This is a genomic window from Euzebya rosea (assembly GCF_003073135.1).
GTDB lineage: Bacteria > Actinomycetota > Nitriliruptoria > Euzebyales > Euzebyaceae > Euzebya > Euzebya rosea.
Genome location: NZ_PGDQ01000031.1, coordinates 1 through 18,064, shown reverse-complemented (window position 1 = coordinate 18,064; position 18,064 = coordinate 1). Strand labels below are relative to the sequence as shown.

Genomic DNA, 18,064 nt, shown 5'->3' with positions numbered 1-18,064 from the left:
TCGAAAGGGGGGCGAAGCCTGCGGAGCCCCCCCTTGGGCAAGCAGAGTTCCCGGGCCGGCCCCTGCCACAGACGGACTAGCGCCGGAATCAGCTGGGAAGCCGGAATCAGCTGGGAAGAAAGAACGAAGGGCCGCCTGGGGGAAGGCGGCCCTTCGTGAAGGGGCGGAGGATGAGGGGGTTCCTGCCCCGTTGTGATGATCCTTCTTCGGTCCTGTCGGGGAACCGTATGGGGCGAAGCTGCCCCGCCGCGCCTGACGGCAAACCCCTCCGCGAAGAAATTCCTCGGGACGCCGCTCAGCGGCTGAGGGCGTCCACGACGTCCTCGGTGATCACGGCCGTCCCACCGACCACCTTCAGGCCTTCCGCGTGGCGGCCCAGCCAGTCGGTGCTGGCCGGCGCACCCGCCGGGTTCCTGCCGTCGATCAGCAGCAGCGGCGAGCCGCTTCGTGCAGCCGCCGGGCCGGCCGCCAGGGCGTCGGGGAAGTCCAGGCCGGTGGCGACCCAGACGTCGTCGTCGTCCAGGCCCGCGTCGCGAGCCACGTCGGCGACCGCCGCGCTGGTCGCGTACCGGGTGACGCCCGCGATCCGCACCAGCTCGGCGTCGGCGAGCTCGGCAGCCTCCTCGGCCACGGCGTCACGGATGGCGGCTGTGCCGCCGATGACGACGACCTCGTCGGGGCGGTACTCCGTCAGCAGGTCGGCGACCGCGTCAGGAAGGTGATCACCCTCCGTCAGCAGCACCGGTGCGTGGTCGTGGGCGGCCAGCGCGCTGGCGGACAGGGCGTCCGGCCATGCACGGCTGGCGTCGTCGGCGTCGCCGAGCGCCAGGTAGACCCGATCGATGCGCGCCGGCTCCTGGTAGGACGCGATGTCGTCGGCCACGACCGCGCTGAGCTCGTACCGGTCGTCGGCCTCCAAGCGGGCACGGAACCGCACGCCGATGTCCTCCAGGTCGTCCATCACCTGTGCCGACAGCTGACCCTCGTCACCGATCACGTAGGCGCTGAGCGGGTCGAGGCGGACGATCTCCTCGATGACGGCGTCCTCGAGGCCGTCGGCGCCGGAGAGCAGGACCGGGGAGTCGATGAGGCCGGCCAACGGGGCCGCGACGAGCGCTTCTGCGTGTGACCCGGCCGGCACGATGACCACGGCGCGTGAGTCGTCGGGCCACTCGGCCTGCGACAACGCGATGGAGGTGGCGACGCGGTTGGAGCCAGCCAGCCGGGCGATGCTGAGGTTGCGGTCCTCCGACGGTTCGTCGGTGGGCGCCTCGTCGGGGCCGTTGGACGGGGTGTCGTCGGGCTCGTCGGTGGGCCCACCCGAGCCGCCGTCGGATGTGGGGGGTGGGGGGACGTCGCCACGATCCTGCGCGGCCAGGAGGCTGCGATAGGGGTTGACGTATCCGGCTTCCTCGGACTGGTTGTCGTCGTGGATGGAGAAGTGCAGGTGGGCTCCGGTGTTCTCGGCGTTGCCCGAGTCGCCCACGTATCCGATCCACTGGCCTCGCTCGACGCGCACGCCCTCCTCGATGCCCGGCGCGAAGGCCCACTCGTCGCCACCCTGTCCGTCGTCGGTGCCCGGAGTGTCGTTGTTGAGGTGGATGTAGGAGTACTCCAGGCCGTCGTCGCCGCAGATCTCCAGCATGTAGCCGGACAGCTCGATGTTGCTGGCGCCGTCACCCTTGACGTAGCAGACGGTGCCCCCGACCGCGGCATGCACGTGCACCAGCTTGTCCGCCATCAGGTCGGTGGCCCGGTGGGTCCGGCTGCCGGAGCGCCCGTGGTCGAAGCTGTCGATGTACGAGTTCGGCCCGGACAGGGGGAACGTCAGGTCCACGAGGCGTTCGTGACCGGTGTCCTGTGCAGCGGAGGGCAGGGCCAGCAGCGCGACCGCGAGCAGCGCCGCAAGAGGAGCGGCAAGGCCCAGCAGCCGACGGCGGAGGAGCGGGGAGGGAGCCATCATGTGCATCACAACAGAGTGTGTCGTCACTCTGGCCCACAACCTGACCACCTCGACAGTGGCCGATGGTCCAGACGGTCCGATCCCGCGGGGACTCGACCCGCCGCCTCCGCAGACCAGCGAGATGTCCGGACACAAGAAGATCGGCGGCCCGCCGTGCCGGGGGGGAGGACACGGTGGGCCGCCGGAAGCCTGACTATAGCCGCTCGACTACCACGAGCGCCATCGAACAGCGTTCATTATTTTGATTTATTGCTGGAACTATGGTACTGGATCCGGCGAACTGGACCCGATCAGGCCGTCTCGCCCGATTCGACCTGTGGTTCGGCGGCCGGAGCGGCCTCGCTGGCCCCGTCCAGCCCCAGCTGGGAGCGGATCTCCGACAGGCGCGCCTGGGCCTCGGTGTTGAGTGCGGCCTGCTCGATCTCGAGCATCCGACCCTCGATCGATTCGCCCTGGAGCTCCTGCGCACCCTTGGCCTGTGCGTAGCGCCGCTCGATCTTGTCGCGGACCTCGTCGAAGGTCGGTGTGTCCTGCCCCACCTGCTCCGACAACGAGGCCATCGCGGAGTTCATCTGCTCCTGCATCTTGGCCTGGTCGAGCTGCCCCATGAGCTGCTGGCGCTCTGCCAGCTTCTTCTGCAGGGCGGTGGAGTTCTGCTGCACGGCGGACTTCGCCTGGTCGGCGGCCTGCGCGGACTGCAGCGACAGCGCCTTGAGGTTCTCCACCTCGTGCTCGATGGAGATCAGGCGGTTGGCGAAGGACTCCGCCGCGGCGGTGTACTCCTGCGCCTTCTTGGCGTCACCCTTCTTGGTGGCGTCCTCGGCCATCAGCACGGCCTGACGGGCGGACCGAGTGACCTTCTCGAGCTCCTCCATCGACCGGTTCAGGCGCATCTCGGTCTGCTTCTGGTTGGCGATCACGTTGGCCGCCTGCTCCTTCAGCTTCCGGTGCTGCTCCTGCGCCTCGAGGATCGCCTGCTCGAGCTGGACCTTCGGATCGGCGGCCTCGTTGAACTTCCCCGTGAACAACGCCACGAGGTAGTTCCAGGACCTCTTGATCAGCTTGAACATCTACGCAACTCCCATCTGGGCGGTTCCACCGCCGGTGTCTTCCAGCGCCACTCTCAGCGCTTCCATTTCTCCTACGAGGCTGTCGACGTGGGAGTCGAGCCCCGAGAGCTGGCCGGAGTCTCCGGACAGCGACAACTCGACCGCACGCGCGACGGCCTCGTCAAGGCGGGCGTCCAGCAGCCGCAGCCGTTCGGCCGCCTGCTGGGTCACGGTCTCCAGCCGACGCACGGTGGCGACCTGGGACTCCAGGGCCTCGACCCGCTTCAGGTTGGCGTCGCTGGCATGGCGCTGGGCTTCCTGTCTCGCCATGGCGAGGCTGCGTTCGGCCTGGCTGGTGTTGAGCTGGTGCAGGCCGTCCTGCAGCGCCTGGCCACGCTGCGCGATCCGCCAGGACTCCCGTACGCCGTCCTGGATGCGGTCCCCGATGAGGGTCAGCCGGTCCTTGAGCGGCCCCGGCTTCGCCGAGGACAGGACCTTGTCGTAGCGCGCCTTGGCGAACTGCGTCTCCAGCACGTACTCCCGCCACGGGGAGCGCAACGCCCTCGGGTTGATCTCCTCACCCCTGCCGCGACGCGGGATGGCTGCGGCCACCCGACCCGCGTACGCGCCGACGCCGAGGACGGCGCCGATGATCGGGCCCCCCAGCAGGATGCCCGCCGCGGCGGCGCCGCCCAGCAGCAGGATCGACGAGGGCGCGGTGATCGCCCGGGCAACACCCGGGGTGAGGAACCGATCCCTCAGCGACTGGTCCTCGATGGCCGTCATCGGCGCGGAGCCTAGCGGTTCCGGGGGTGGTTGGACATCAGTGGTTCTCCGTAGGGGACCGCTCGTGATCGCCCCGTCAGAAGTTGGAGATCACCGCGGTGAAGACCTGGTCGATGGACCGCGGGTCGGACGCGTCGTAGCTGGTCGCGTTGGTCGCCACGGCGATCTGCTCGAGCACGTTGAAGTCGGCGTCGCGCCCGTAGCCGATGGGGAAGACACGCACCTGCGCGGCGGTCTCGCCGCGGGCCTGCTCCTCGAGGTAGGTCAGCAGGCCCCCCAGGTCGGAGTTGCGGGGATCGTCGTTGACGCCGTCGGTCAGCAGCACGACGGCGTTGATTCGCGTGGGGTCGTAGACCTCGACGATGTCGGCGAAGCTGTCCCGGGTCACGGTGTACAGCGGCGTGCCGGCCACCGGGAACAACCCGGCGAGGGCCTGCTGCAACGCCGCTTCGTTCTGGCGGACCGGACCGAGTGGCACCACGTCGAGGTAGTCCAGCGGCTGCCCGTCGGCGTCGATCGCGATGTCGGTGGAGAACGTGCGCAGTCCGACGATGTCGTCGTCGATGAACTGCTCCAGTGCCGTCGTGGCCGCCCGGGTCGCCAGGTCGAGCTTGGTCTCGCGTGACCCGTCGTCGGAGGCGAAGTCGGCCATGGACCCCGAGACGTCGAGCACCAGCAGGACCTGGGCGGCCTTGCGGGTTCGTCCCCATTGCTCGATCAGGTCGACGAGGACGCCCGGCTCCGGGACCTCCAGCGTGGTGGTCGGCTGGGCGGGGTCGACGCCGTTCTCCGCGATGATCGGATCACCGATCGGCACCTCGATGTTGCCCGGACGGAACCCGAACTCCAGCACGCGCTCCTGGTTCTCCGGACGCTGCACGAAGTCGGTGAACACCCGTGCGGCTGCGACCTCGTCGGCGTCGACCCATTCGGCGTCCTCGAGCACGAAGAACGGGTTGTCGCTGAACAGCGTCCCCTCCTCGGGGTAGATCGCGACCAGCGGGATGCGTGGCGGCACGACCTCCTCACCGGGTTCGATGACGCCGTCGGGGTTGCCGCGGTTGTAGTTGATGAGGCTGACCTCCTCGATGGCCACCGCCGAGGCGTAGGTCAGCGCCGTCCCACGGACGTCGTTGCGGTACCAGTTGTTGAGGAAGGTCAGGGTCGTGTCGCCGTAGTGCACGACGGCGCTCTCGATGGTGCGCGCGTTGTCGACCACGTCGGCACGCGAGATGTCCTCGCCGGTCAACCCGCGGGTCTTGCCGGCCAGCGCGTAGTACTGCGCGATGAGGGCGGCCAGCCCGGAGGTGGAGAAGTTCGGGTTGGTCTTGCCGAGGCGGAAGGGCCCCCATTCGGGATGGCCGTAGGCGGCCCAGCCCTCGGGGTTCTGGCTCAGCTCGAGCAGGTCGTTCCAGCCGACGGGCTCCTCGGGATACCCCAGCGCCTCGGCCATCGGCTCCGGCATCGCGATGACCAGCGGGGTCAGCATGAACGGTTCGAAGTCGGTCGGCGCGATCGGCGCCTGTCCTGCGTCGATCAGCTGCTGGTTGAGCACACCGCCCCAGGCCGACCCGGCCGGCGACCAGATGACGGGCCGCGGCCCCTCGAGGTCCTCGTCCCAGCCCTCGGCGAGCAGCGTGGCCGCGCTGCCGGACGCCTTGCGGAGCGGGCGGACGAAGATGCAGCGGCCGTCGATCTCCTCACCGGCGTCGTTGAACTCCCGGGCGAGGTCGTTCATCAGGTCGATCTTCTCGCTCGACACCGCGATGTCCACCGTGACGCAGTCCCCGGGATCCGCGTCGGAGAACTCGCCCTCGGCTGCGGTGTCGGTCGACGGGTCGTCGCCCCCGCCGCCGGGGATGCAGGCTGCGGCGAGCAGCGACAGCACGAGCAGCACGGCGGCAAGGTTGGCTCGGCGTGACATGGTGTTCCCCTTCGCGGATCGCGCCCCTCGACGCATGACTACTGCTCCCATCGTTGCCGAAGGGCGACCAGGACTCCACCCGAGGGCAGCCCGTCGTCCTCGCCCACGGCCGGGCCGCCGTCAGCGGACGCCCCGTCCGGGCCCCGCCAGCCGGCGTCGCGGAGCTGCGCCCCCACCTGCTCGCCGACGTCGCGGGCATCGTCGGGATCGGCGTCGCCCACGGCGACCGCCACGACCGCCAGGGACGCGACCGGCTCGGGATACAGGATGACCGGCACGTTCTGCGCGGCCCGTCCGGTGACGTCCAGCGCCTCTGCCTCGGTGACCACCGCGCTGTCGTTCTGCGACCCGGCGAAGCGGATGATGTTCTCCACCCCCGAGGGGCTGACCGTGCTCTCGCGCTGCACCGCGTCCAGCCAGCCGATGAAGCCACCGGTGGAGAAGCCCGTCAGGTTGAACGGCGCACCCGCCTCGGCGAAGTAGCCGCCCGCCAGGGCAGCCACGCCGGCGATGCCCTCGGTGTCGGTCGACGGGTCCGCGAACGCCGGTCGCAGGTCACCGGTCGTCACCAACGACGATGCGCAGGTCCACGTCGGTCCGCAGTCCATGACGTCCGTCTCCCGACCCGACGCGACGACCAGCACGATCGGCGAGGTCGCCACGACTCGACGATCGTCTGACAGGGTCGTGGTGCTCCGTCCCGACTCCTCGATCATCTCCACCACGACCGTCGGGGCGACCAGCACGTCGTGGGCGACGTCGGGGGTGCTGAAGGCGTCGACCAGGGCCTGGCTGCCCAGCCGCGCCGAGCCGGCGGGACAGGCGGTGCCGAGCACGGCGTCGCACGCGACCGCCAGGCCGGTCACGGGTTGCTCGGCGACATCCTCGGCCGGGTCGGTGCCGCCCGGGTCGTCGGTCGGGGCGATGAACTCGGTCCGCACGAACCACGCGCCGCCGACGAGGGCGACCGCGACGACGAACGCCAGCGCCTGCTTCATCGACAGCTCCCCATCAGGAGGTCACGATCCGCTCGGGCAGGTCCTCGGGTGTCAGCGTCGCGAGGTCGTCCGCCGACGGGTCCTCCATGGCCACCACCCGGGTGGCGTGCAGCTGGACGGACTCCTCGAACACGTTGCGGGCCAACCGGCCGTTGCCGAATCCACGGTCGCGCGGGACCTCGTCGAGCAGCTCGGCGAGCCGCACCTTGGCCTCGTCGTCGAAGCGGTAGTCCGACCCCCCGGAGATCAGCTCGGCGATCCGCACGAGCTCCTCGGTGGTGTAGTCGGGGAAGTGGATCGTCTGGGGGAACCGTGACCGCAGTCCCGGGTTGGACGACATCAGCTCGGCCATCTCGTCGGTGTAGCCGGCCATGATGACGACGGTGTCGTCGCGCCGATCCTCGACGAGCTTCACGATCGCGTCGACGGCTTCCCGCCCGAAGTCCTTCTCCCCGCCCCGGACCAACGAGTACGCCTCGTCGATCAGGAGGATCCCCCCTCTGGCGGAGTCGAAGACCTTGACGACGTTGGTGGCGGTCTGGCCGACGAACCCGGCGACCAGGCCCGACCGGTCGGTCTCGACGAGATGGCCCCTGGGGACGACCTCGAGCGTCCGGTAGATCTGCGCCAGCAGCCGGGCCACGGTGGTCTTGCCGGTCCCGGGGTTCCCGGTGAACACCAGGTGGTGGCTCTGGTCCCCCACCTTCAGGCCCTTCTCGGCACGAAGCTTCTGGACCTGCAGGAGGTTGGTGACCAGCTTCACCTCCCGCTTGACGGCGTCGAGGCCGACGAGGCCGTCGAGCTCCTCCAGCAGCTCCTCCAGCGGACGGACCGGCGGCAGCTCGATCTCGACCGGCACGTCCTCCTCGACCGCTTCGGCCGCCTGAGCCCCGGCCGGCGTGCCCGCGGTCGGGGACGCGCTCCCTGCGGTGGGTTGCTTCCGGACGCCGCGCGGCAGGCCCGCCGCGCTGATGGAGCCCAGCAGGGTGCGCCGGAACCGTTCGATGGCCTCCAGCTCGGCATGCTGGGTCACGCTGTCGAGCGCAGCGACATGGTGGGCCAGCCGGAGCGCATGCACGTAGTAGGTCCAGGCGTGGTTGGTCCCACGGGCCTTGTCGGCGACGATGAGCGTGTCGAACATCAACGAGGCGCTGTCGATGAAGCTGCGCTTGCCGGCGATCAACCCCGTGGCGCGGATGTCGGCCGGCGTGGCGTGGTGGATGTGGGTGTCCATGAGCCCGCTGAACGCGCCGATCAGCGCCCACAGCTCCTCGTCGGTGTGCGTGCCGTCGGCATCGACGAACGCGCTGACGATCTCGTAGGCCTCGGCGACCACGTCAGCCCGCGGCTCGGCGCTGCCCAGCTCGGTCAGGGCAGGGGTGACCCCATCGACGAAATCACGGACGGGGACGCGCAGGGAATCACTCACGGGTTCCACAGTCTGCCGCATGGGACCGCCGGATCGTCGAATGGAAGACTGCGGTCAGGTTTCTGCTAAAGGTTCCGGACGTTCGTGCCGAGGCCCTTGACGCGGGACATGGTCCGCCGTTCGTGTTCCCGGAAGCCCGTACCCTCAGCTGGAGCAGTCATGACGAAGTCCACCACCACGAAGTGGAAGCTCGCGTTCTACAAGGGCATGGCCCTGGTGGCGGTGATCGCCGCGGTCGCTGCGCCGCGAAAGTGGAACTGATCCGATGAGCCTGCGGGCCGCCCACAGCGAACGCACCTGGGGCCCGCACCTGCTCCCCGCGATCGTGGCCGGGGTGGTCGGCGCGGGCGCCTTGGCCTGTGCGCACGCGGTGGCGGTGGGCGTCGACTCCGGGTTCGTGCCGGCAGTCCCCTGGCTCGCCGGCCTGCTGTTCGCGAGCATGGTCGTCGCCGAGGTACGGCCCCTGCGGACCATCCGTCCGAGCGATGCCAGCATCATCACGGTCTCGCTCGCCTACTCCTGCGCGCTCGTGTTCGTGCTTCCCGGGTACGGCGCCACGCTGGCGGTTGCCGCCGGGACGCTGTTCGCCGACCTCCTGGACCGGGCTGCACCACAGAAGGCCGCCTTCAACACCGCGATGATGGCGCTCTCCATCCACTTGGGGACCGTCGTCGTGCGCGCCGGCGGTGCGCAGGACCTGGCGACGGTGGACCCCCGTGACCCCATGGTGCTCGTGACCCTGCTGGCCGCCTTCGTGGTGATCTACACCGTCCCCACGGTGCTCGTGGCCCTCGTGCTGTCGGCGGTGGAGGGGGACTCCCCCGTCGCGGTCCTGCGGCGGGACTTCTTCTCCACGTTGCCCAGCGACGGGATGTTGCTCCCCCTCGGGCCCGTGCTGGTCGTCGTCGGCACCCACTACCCCGTCCTGCTGCCGCTGGCGATGGTCCTCACGCCGGTCGTGCACATGTCCACGCGGATCTCCAGCGAGCACGAACGGGACGCCACCGAGGATCCGCTGACCGGACTGCTCAACCGCCGCGCGCTCGAGCAGGAGGCAGAGGCCGGGCTGGACCGGGCGGCTCGGTCGGGCCGACGCGTCGTCGTGCTCCTCGTGGACCTCAACGGCTTCAAGGCGATCAACGACACATGGGGCCATCACGCCGGCGACGAGGTCATCGTCGAGATCGCCCGCCGGCTGCGCGACCGGATGCCACCGTCTGCACTCGTGGCGCGCCTCGGCGGCGACGAGTTCGCGGTGGTCCTGTCGGACGTCTCGTCCCCGGACGTTGCCGTGGAGATGGCCGAGGTCGCGTCGGAGGCCTTCGTCGACCCGGTCGAGGTCGACGCAGTCGAGGGTGTGCCGCTGGAGGTCACCGGGGCGATCGGTGTGGCGACGAGCGGTCCGGGGTGGTCGCGCTTCGGGGAGCTGACGCGTGCGGCCGACGCCGCCATGTACGCCGGCAAGCGCCGTGGGCTGCCCTACCTGCTGGCGGACCCGGAGAGCAGCGACGGCCAGCACGTCCAGGCGCTCGAGCGGGCCATCGACGGCGACGAGATGCACATGGTCTACCAACCCCTGGTCGACTCCCGAACCGAGGCGGTCATGGGCTTCGAGACGCTGGCGCGGTGGAACCACCCCCAGCACGGGCCGATCCCACCGTGGGAGTTCGTGCGGGACCTCGAGGCCACGGGCGTCCTCATCGGCCGCTTCACCGAGCGGGTCCTGGGCGACGCGGTGGTGATGCTGCGCCGCCTCCACGACGAAGGCCACCCGGTCTCCATCAGCGTGAACGTGTCCCCCCTCAACCTGGCCGATCCCGGGTTCGTCGACACGGTCCTGCGGACGCTCCGCGATCACGACATCGAGAGCCGCTGGCTGGTGCTGGAGATCACCGAGACCGCGCTGATGTCCAACCTGGCAGGGTGTCGCCGGGCGCTGCGCCGCCTGGTCGACAGCGGAGTGGGCGTGTCCCTCGACGACTTCGGTTCCGGCCACTCCTCGCTGGCGATGATCAAGGACATCCCGCTGACCGAGCTCAAGATCGACCGGTCGTTCGTGACCAACACCGGCGACGAACGCGGGGTCGCGCTCCTGCGCACCCTCGTCGAGCTGGCTCGCATCCACGACCTCAGGTCCATCGCAGAGGGCGTGGAGGACCGAGCAACCCTCCGCGCGCTCGCCGACATCGGCTTCGACCAGGTGCAGGGCTGGGGCATCGGCCGTCCGCTGGGCGCCGAGGAGACCCTGGCCTGGATGTCCGGCCGGACGTCCCTCGACCCGGGTGGCCAGCACGGAGTGGACCTCACGGTCGTCGAACGATGAACGGCCTCCGGTGATCGTCCTCGTCGCGGCCGGGACGGTCGTGCTGGCCTGGGTGCTGCTGCGCCGCGACGCCGGGGCCCTCGCCGGGATCGACCTGCGGGCACCATGGCTGCCCGTCGTCGTCGTGCTCGCCCAGGCGGTCGCGCTGGAGGTCATCGAGGCGTGGTACGCCGTCGCCCTGGGCCTGCACGCGCTCACCTACGCGGCGGCCGTTGCCTGGTTGTGGGCGAACCGTCGGGTCCGGGGACTGTGGCTGGTCGGCGTCGGCGCGCTGCTCAACGTCACGGCGATGGCCAGCAACGGCGGGGTCATGCCCGCCAGGTCCAGCGGGCTGTCCGCTGCCGGGCTCGGACCGCAGGGCGGGTTCGTCAACAGCGCGGGCGCCGACTCGGCCCTGTGGTTCCTGGGCGACGTCTTCGCCATCCCCGACGGGATGCCGCTGGCCAACGTGTTCTCCGTCGGGGACGTCGTGCTGATCACCGGGCTGGCGTTGCTGCTGTGGCAGCTCCCGCGATCCGACACCCGGTCACCGGCACGTCCGGACGCACCGGCGCCGCGGCAGGACGTGGCCGCACGAGGTTGACTGGCAGCATGCAGCCGCCTCCAGAGACGACCGACCGGACGATGACGGACACGATCACCTGGGTCGACGGCCACATCGAGCTGGTGGACCAGACGGCGTTGCCCCACGAGGAGGTGGTCCTGCGTGTCACCACCGTGTCCGACTTGGTGGCGGCCATCCGCCGCCTGTCGGTGCGGGGGGCACCCGCGCTCGGCGTCGCCGGCGCATACGGCGTGGCGCTGGCGGTGGCAACGGTCCCCGATGCCGAACTCGCCGCTGCCATCGAGTCGATCAGGACGGCCCGACCCACGGCCGTCAACCTCGCCCGCATGACCGATCGGGTGGCCGCTCGCCTGGCCGACGGGTTCGGGGCAGTGCTGGACGAGGCACACACCGTGTACCGCGAGGAGATCGCGGCCAGCATCGCGATGGGCACCAGGGGCGCGGACCTCATCGACGAGCTCCTCGGCGACCGGGACGTCCGCGCCATGACGATCTGCAACACCGGGGGCCTGGCTGCCGTCCGTCGGGGCACGGCGCTCGCCGTCGTGCAGACCCTCCACGAGCGCGGGCGGCTGGCCGACTGCCTCGCGCTGGAGACGCGTCCCCTGCTGCAGGGGGCGCGCCTGACCGCATGGGAGCTCGGCCGGATGGGCGCACCCCACCACCTGGTGGTCGACAGCGCCGCACCGTTCCTGCTGTCCCGGGGTGCGGCCGACATCGTGCTCGCCGGCGCCGATCGGATCGCGGCCAACGGGGACACGGCGAACAAGGTCGGCACCTTCTCCCTCGCCCTGGCAGCCCGCCACGCGGGGGTGCCGCTCGTCGTCGTCGCACCCGAGTCCACCATCGACCACGACACCCTCGACGGTGCAGCCATACCGATCGAGGACCGCGGCGCGGCCGAGGTCGGCGGGTTCGGCGACAGCCGCACGGCACCTCCCGACACCCCGGCGATCAACCCCGCCTTCGACGTGACGCCCGCCGCGTTGATCCATGCGATCGTGACCGACCAGCGAGTGATCATGACCTCCCGCGGGGAAACGCCCTAGCCCGGGCTCGGTGGATGCCCCGCCGGGGGCAGCACGAGCGGTGCGGGGTCGAGGGTGACCACGCGCGGCCGGTTCGCGAGCCACTCCCCCACGTCAAGCGCGGGCATCGGACGGGCCAGGTGGAAGCCCTGGAGGACGTCGCACCCGAGCTCGAGCAGGCGGTCGGCGATGGCCGAGGTCTCCGCACCCTCCGCGACCGTGGACAGGCCCATCTGGTTGGCGAGCGCGACGACGGTCCGGACGATGATCTCGTCGTCGGTGTCGTCGAGGATCGCTCCCACGAAGCGGCGGTCGATCTTCAGCTCGTCCAGCGGCAGGTCCCGAAGGCTCGACAACGAGGAGAAGCCGGTCCCGAAGTCGTCCACGGAGACACGGACGCCCAGCGCCCGGAGCTCGGCGAGGACCCGCGCGGCCCGTCCCGGTTCGCGCAGGACGCTGTTCTCGGTGATCTCCAGGGTGATGGCCGACGGTGGCAGGTTCGCCCGGCGCGCGGCGTCGGCCAGCACCACGGGGAACCGGAGGTCGTGCAGGACACGCGCCGAGACGTTGATGGCGATGCCCACGTCGTGTCCGTCACGGACCCACCCGGCACAGTCGCGCAGCGCCTCGTCGATCACTCGCGCGGTGAGGGGACCGATGAGGTCGGTCTGCTCGGCCATCGGCACGAAGTCGCTCGGCCCGATCCGTCCGAGGGTGGGGTGCTCCCACCTGACCAGCGCCTCCAGCCGGTCGGTCATGCCCCGCCGGACGTCGGTGATCGGCTGGTAGTGGACCGTCAGCTCGCCCGCCTCGATGGCCGAGCCCAGCTGGGAGACCAGCGACAGGCGACCGGGCGCGTCGTCGCGATCGACGTCGTTGCCGAAGATGCGGACACCGGCACCGGAGGCCTTGGCCGAGTACATGGCCACATCCGCGCGTCGCATCAGCTTCGAGGCCGGCGGGGTAGGCCGTCCGGGGTCGCTCGTGGCGATGCCGACGCTGCCCGAGATCGTCAGCGGGAAGCCGTTGGATCCGACCGGCCGGGCCAGGGCTGCGTGGACCTGCTGTCCAAGACGCAGGATGCCGTCGGGGTCGTCGGAGGACGCCATGAGCGCGAACTCGTCACCGCCGAGGCGCGCGACCACGGCTCGTGAACCGATCTCCTCGCGCAGCCGGGTCCCGACCTCGATCAGTACCGCGTCACCGACGTCGTGGCCGAGGTTGTCGTTGATCTCCTTGAAGTCGTCGAGGTCCACGATCATGACCCCGAGCACCCCCGTGGAGTGCAGACCGCGGGTGGCCACGGCGTCGCGAAGCCGTTCGAGGAACAGCCGACGGTTGGGCAGGCCGGTCAGGGCGTCGTGGGTTGCCTCGTGCTGACGGGCGGCGGCGATCTCGCCGGACCTGAAGACGAGGTACCACGTCAGCAGCAGGGGAACGAGCAACGCGGGGGACGCCCGGCCGAGCACGGCCAGCACCGGTCCGAGCGCCAGGAGGAGCCCCTCGGTGGACAACCCCACGACGGCGTCACGACGCAGCACCCCGAGCAGCGGCAACCCCCGTCCCAGGGCGACGGCGGCGGCGAGCAACACGGTGGCGCAGACGTGGATCGTCAGCAGTCCGGCCACGGCCGCGAGCGCCCAGGAAGTTGTCAGCGGGGCACCGTCGGCGAGCGTCGTCCGGTGCCCCAGCAGCTCCAGGACGCCGAGGCCGGCGGCAACGGCCATGGCCCGCATCGCGGCCTGGAACACCACCCGGACCGGGGAGCGGCGCCGGACGACGCCGGCAACGATGTTCGTTGCCAGCGTCACCGCGATGACCAGGGTTCCCTCGCTCGTGAACAGCAGCGCGGTCACGAAGGCCCACGAGGGTGCGATGAACGTCGTGCCGTTGCGCCGCAACCAACGAACGGGGCAGATCTCGCCCACGACGATCAACGCGGTGAACACCACCGCGAGCAACGGCGCCTCGCCGACGCCGGAGGTGCGGTCGACCAGCACGCTTCCGACCGACAGCCCCGCGCCCATGATGGCCACGAGCACGACGAGTGTCCGGTAGTGCCACCGCCACCGTGGCACCGCAGCGTGACCGCTCAGCACGTTGTCGAAAGCTCCAGGGTCGAGGTCATCAGCGGACGGGGTTCGTGACCACAGCGGGACTGCGACCGCGTCGCGAAGTGCATGCTAGGGGCCGTTCGCGCCGACGGATCGGAGGCAGCCCCACGCATCGTGCCCTTCCACGCGAGCGGGTTCGACGAATGTCCACCGATCGTGCGGTCCCCTGTCAAGCTCGTCGGGCGCAAGCCTCCGTTTGGGGTCGTGCGTCGGCTCGTGAGACGGTTCGCGTCGTGGACCTCGACGCACACCTCGCGACCCTGCCACCACCAGCGATCGTCTACACCGATCTCGACGGCACGCTGCTCGGACGGAACGGATCGATCCTGGCCGACGGTGAGGGGCGCCCCACGCTGGACGGGGTGGCCGCGCTGGTTCGTGCGCGGCAGGACGGGCTGCTGGTCGTTGCCGTGTCCGGTCGGCGGGTGGCTGACCTGCGCGGTGACGTCCGCCTGCTCGGACTGGACGGCGCGATCGCGGAGGCCGGTACCGTCAGACTCGTCGACGGCGACGCGCGGATCGCGTGGGGCGCGTGCCCAACCGACATCGCCGACACGCCGAGGTCAGCGCTGGTCGAGACCGGCGCCCTGCAGCTGGTGCTCGACTGCTTCCCCGGCCGGATCCGGGTCTACAGCCCGTGGGACGACGGCCGTCTCGGTGGGGTCCTGCTGCACGGCCGCGTCGACACGACCGTCGCCAACGAACGCCTGGCCGCCGCAGGCATCGGCTGGGCGCGCCTGCTCGACAACGGTTCGACGGGTGGTTGGCCCGATCTCGACGGGGTTCGGGCGTACCACCTGATCCCGCGTGGCGTGGGGAAGGCCGCAAGCGTCGCCGCGGACCTCGAGGACCGTGGGCTCGTTGCCGATCGTGCCGTCGCCGTCGGGGACTCCGAGGAGGACCGGACCATGGCGGAGGTGGTCGGCACCTACGTCACGGTCGCCAACGGCCATGGCTCGGCTGACGGCAACCGGTTCCTGGCCGACCGGTCCCACGGCGCCGGTGTGGCCCTGGTGATCGACGCCGCCCTGACGGCACGGAGCCGCGGCCGCTGACCCTGGCGGTCAGGCCAGCGAGGACCCGAGCCGTTGGTCCTGCAGCGCGGACTCGACCTCGTGCTTCGCTGCGGCGAGCTGCCCCCGCTCGACGCGTGGCCCGTCGCCACGCCCGTCGCCAGCCTCGCGGTCCTCCGCCCGGTCCCCGGCCCGGCGACGCTTGTGCCGGTACATGTCGGTGTCGGCCCGGTCGAGGACGTCATCGACGGTGTCACCGGGCCGCATGACCGTCCACCCGATGGAGCAGCTCATCACCACCTGCGCGTCGTCGCCGAGCTGGATGGGGCGGCGCAGGGCGTGCCGACAGTCCTCGGCCACCGACTCGGGGTCCCTGTTGCCGCACGTGTCATTCAGGACGATCGCGAACTCGTCACCGGACAACCTGCCGACCACGTGGGCAGGACCGGTGGCCCGGTCCAGTCGACGCGCGACCTCTCGCAACACGGTGTCCCCTGCCGCGTGCCCGTGGGTGTCGTTGACCACCTTGAACCGGTCGACGTCGATGTAGAGCAGGGAGCTGCACCCGTCGGCGCCCCGCCCGAGGAGCTGCCCGACCAGCTCGACCAGTCCCGCACGGCTGACCGCGCCGGTGAGCTCGTCGGTGTGCAGCCGCTGCACGAGTGTGTCGCGGTACTCGTCGCGTTGGACGACCAGGTGCTGGAAGCGCGCGACGAAGAGGAACGTCAGGACCGTCCCGAGCACCCAGTCCGACGCGATCGTCGTGATCCCACCGCTCCACCGGACCGCGGCGGCCACCGGGAAGAACAACATGCACGACCCCAGGCCGACCACCTGCCACGTCGCCGACCCGGAGGTCGACGGCGTGCGTGGGGTCAGGTCGAGGTCGATGTCGGGGTGCGCGACGGCCAGGACGAGCAGCATGATCCCGGCAACGGTGAGGGCGTCGACCCACATGGGCCGGTGGGTGCCGTGCATCTCAAGCGCGATCGCGAGGTTGGGCGGCAGGGACAGGTGCGCGGCTGCGGCGAACAGCCGCAGGGGAACGGAGTTGGTGGACACGAGCACCCGCAGCCAGATCGCGACCCCGACGATGACCAGGATGGTGAACAGCGACTCCGACCCCATCGGCGGGGCGTCGGGACGCCAGACCCGCATGGCGGTGCTGAGCAGCATGACCATCCCGGTGCTGACGATCAGGCCGTCCAGAACCACGTCGAGGCCCTCCCTGGGACGGGCCCGCTTGACGAACAGCGCACCCGCGACCAGGAGCAGCACCGACCCTGCGGAGTTCGCCATGTCGGCGACGACGACCTGCTCGGGGGCCAGCCACCGCAGCAGGTTGGTCGTCGCGAACATCGCCGCGCAGAGGGTCAGCCCGTCGAGGAAACCGATCCGCGGGAACGGCTGGAACCGTGCCCACACGCAGGTCCCGACCATCAGCAGCCACGCCACCGCACGCACGCCGACCCGGTCCTCGGGACCGACGACGGTCAGCGCGAGCAGCACCACCGTGCACGCACCCACGACCTGGGCGGGTACCCGTTCACGGGACACGACATCCCTCATCCTCGCCGCCTTCTCTACGAACCCCCGACAGGTCCGTTTCGGCTGCCATTGTCGGCCCCGGAGGCGTGCGAGGAAATGCCTATTGAGGACTAGCCCTCGGTGGCACCGGCTTCCGGAGCGGACTCGGTGACCGTCCAGTCGTCCCCGACGACGATGTGGATGTCGATCTCCGTCGTCAGGTTGCCCGGGTTGTCACCGATGGTGGTGAACCGGGGGTCGGCGGCGACGAGCGCGGCGGCCGCCTCCTCCTGCCCCGCGGTCGCGAAGATCGTGGTCTCGGCGTAGTCGTTGCGGGCACGGCCGGACTGCGTCACGTCGTAACCGAGGTCGACGAGGGTCTGCACCACGTCGTCGAACTTCTCCTGGTCGTCGGTGCCGTTGAGCAGCTGGGCGCTGACCCCGTCACCGGGCAGCGGTTCGGCGTCGGTCAGCGACGGCAACGGCGTCGGGGTGGAGACGATGTCGGGCACCGAGGCAGCCGTCGACGGTTCGGCCGGGACCGTGGCGACCACGTCCGGCGTCGGCGTGGACGACAGCGCCATCTCGTCCACGGGGTCGGGCTGGAAGACCAGCCAGTACACGCCGAACGCGAGCGCAGCTGCGAGCAGCGCTCGGATCAGCGGGGCTGCGATAGAGGTTCCGGGCTCGGCCGGGCCGTCGTCGAATCCGTCCATACCCGCAGACACTACTTCGTGGCAGGGCGTCGTCCGGGACGACCGACCTGTTCGGACAGCCCAGCGTCACCCCGGAACGACCGTTGGTCACGTCGGCGACGAAGCCGCCGGATCAGCAGCGGATCCATGGCCTCGGCCTCCGGACGGTCCAGCAGGTCGGCGAGGATGGCGTAGTAGTAGGAGGGCGTGAAGCCGAAGTGCTCCTTGATGGCCTCCTGCTTGTTGGCGTCCCTGACCGCGGTGTCGCGTTCGAACGCCAGCACCGCCCGCTCACGAGCGGTGAGGGGCTTGACTGCGTCGCTGGTCTGCGTGTTCGACATGTGCGCTCCTGTCGGGTGCCGCCCGATCGTAGGCAGGAGGTTCCGTTCCCCGAAGGATCTCCGACGATGTCGCCCCCCGGCTCACCTCATCCTTCCACGCCCACGACCGCTCGGTGAGCCCACTCCCGGCACTCGCCCCGCCCGCTATCCTTTCTGCGCACGCCGGGATAGCTCAGTTGGCAGAGCGTCGCTCTCGTGAAGCGAATGTCGCGAGCTCCGATGTCACAGCGCTCCCGGCTCTGACCGTGCAGCAGATATCCTTCTGCGCACGCCGGGATAGCTCAGTTGGCAGAGCGTCGCTCTTGTAAA

Annotated in this window: 14 protein-coding genes and 1 tRNA gene; 5 read left to right on the top strand and 10 right to left on the bottom strand. The window is 70.4% G+C overall.

Features of this window, described 5'->3' with window-relative positions; genetic code table 11:
* Positions 1-295: 295 nt before the first annotated feature.
* The 6 genes from CUC05_RS23975 to CUC05_RS23950 all read right to left on the bottom strand — a co-directional run bounded on the left by CUC05_RS23975 (position 296) and on the right by CUC05_RS23950 (position 8,149).
* Positions 296-1,969 (bottom strand): cell wall-binding repeat-containing protein, encoded by a 1,674-nt coding sequence (locus tag CUC05_RS23975; protein WP_108668680.1) that lies wholly within the window; start codon positions 1,967-1,969, stop codon positions 296-298.
* 284 nt (positions 1,970-2,253) lie between these two features.
* Positions 2,254-3,033 (bottom strand): PspA/IM30 family protein, encoded by a 780-nt coding sequence (locus tag CUC05_RS23970; RefSeq protein WP_108668679.1) that lies wholly within the window; start codon positions 3,031-3,033, stop codon positions 2,254-2,256.
* Positions 3,034-3,798 (bottom strand): hypothetical protein, encoded by a 765-nt coding sequence (locus CUC05_RS23965; RefSeq protein ID WP_108668678.1) that lies wholly within the window; start codon positions 3,796-3,798, stop codon positions 3,034-3,036.
* A 76-nt stretch (positions 3,799-3,874) separates the two neighbouring features.
* Positions 3,875-5,722 (bottom strand): substrate-binding domain-containing protein, encoded by a 1,848-nt coding sequence (locus CUC05_RS23960; RefSeq protein WP_170128107.1) that lies wholly within the window; start codon positions 5,720-5,722, stop codon positions 3,875-3,877.
* Positions 5,723-5,760: 38 nt separating this feature from the next.
* Complete coding sequence (locus tag CUC05_RS23955) at positions 5,761-6,720, bottom strand: substrate-binding domain-containing protein (RefSeq protein ID WP_108668676.1); 960 nt, start codon at positions 6,718-6,720, stop codon at positions 5,761-5,763.
* Positions 6,721-6,733: 13 nt separating this feature from the next.
* A complete protein-coding gene (locus CUC05_RS23950) occupies positions 6,734-8,149 on the bottom strand; it encodes an AAA family ATPase (protein ID WP_108668675.1) in 1,416 nt (471 codons plus the stop codon).
* Positions 8,150-8,414: 265 nt separating this feature from the next.
* On the opposite strand from CUC05_RS23950, the gene CUC05_RS23945 reads away from it, so the two are divergent.
* Genes CUC05_RS23945 through mtnA form a run of 3 tightly spaced genes read left to right on the top strand, consistent with a single transcriptional unit; the run spans position 8,415 to position 12,086 of the window.
* Positions 8,415-10,472, top strand: coding sequence for a putative bifunctional diguanylate cyclase/phosphodiesterase (locus CUC05_RS23945; protein WP_108668674.1), 2,058 nt, complete (start codon positions 8,415-8,417; stop codon positions 10,470-10,472).
* 10 nt (positions 10,473-10,482) lie between these two features.
* Entirely contained in the window at positions 10,483-11,055 is a 573-nt protein-coding gene (locus CUC05_RS23940) for a DUF5317 domain-containing protein (protein ID WP_108668673.1), read from the top strand.
* 8 nt (positions 11,056-11,063) lie between these two features.
* Positions 11,064-12,086, top strand: a complete 1,023-nt coding sequence (gene mtnA / locus CUC05_RS23935) for an S-methyl-5-thioribose-1-phosphate isomerase (RefSeq protein WP_205712523.1) — start codon at positions 11,064-11,066, stop codon at positions 12,084-12,086.
* Here the strand turns inward: mtnA and CUC05_RS23930 are convergent.
* Positions 12,083-14,164 (bottom strand): putative bifunctional diguanylate cyclase/phosphodiesterase, encoded by a 2,082-nt coding sequence (locus CUC05_RS23930; protein ID WP_157965965.1) that lies wholly within the window; start codon positions 14,162-14,164, stop codon positions 12,083-12,085. The two genes, mtnA and CUC05_RS23930, sit on opposite strands and share 4 nt — an antisense overlap.
* Before the next feature lie 248 nt (positions 14,165-14,412).
* Here CUC05_RS23930 and CUC05_RS23925 point away from each other — a divergent pair, with 248 nt between their 5' ends.
* Positions 14,413-15,234, top strand: a complete 822-nt coding sequence (locus tag CUC05_RS23925; protein WP_108668670.1) for an HAD family hydrolase — start codon at positions 14,413-14,415, stop codon at positions 15,232-15,234.
* A 9-nt stretch (positions 15,235-15,243) separates the two neighbouring features.
* On the opposite strand, the gene CUC05_RS23920 is transcribed toward CUC05_RS23925, so the two are convergent.
* The 3 genes from CUC05_RS23920 to CUC05_RS23910 form a co-directional block, all read right to left on the bottom strand.
* Positions 15,244-16,761, bottom strand: a complete 1,518-nt coding sequence (locus CUC05_RS23920; protein WP_108668669.1) for a GGDEF domain-containing protein — start codon at positions 16,759-16,761, stop codon at positions 15,244-15,246.
* Between the two features lie 89 nt (positions 16,762-16,850).
* Positions 16,851-17,435, bottom strand: a complete 585-nt coding sequence (locus tag CUC05_RS23915) for a LytR C-terminal domain-containing protein (protein WP_108668668.1) — start codon at positions 17,433-17,435, stop codon at positions 16,851-16,853.
* 11 nt (positions 17,436-17,446) lie between these two features.
* Positions 17,447-17,755, bottom strand: coding sequence for a DUF3263 domain-containing protein (locus tag CUC05_RS23910; RefSeq protein WP_108668667.1), 309 nt, complete (start codon positions 17,753-17,755; stop codon positions 17,447-17,449).
* Between the two features lie 161 nt (positions 17,756-17,916).
* Here CUC05_RS23910 and CUC05_RS23905 point away from each other — a divergent pair.
* Positions 17,917-17,994: transfer RNA gene (locus tag CUC05_RS23905), tRNA-Thr, on the top strand.
* The last annotated feature ends 70 nt before the right edge of the window (positions 17,995-18,064 follow it).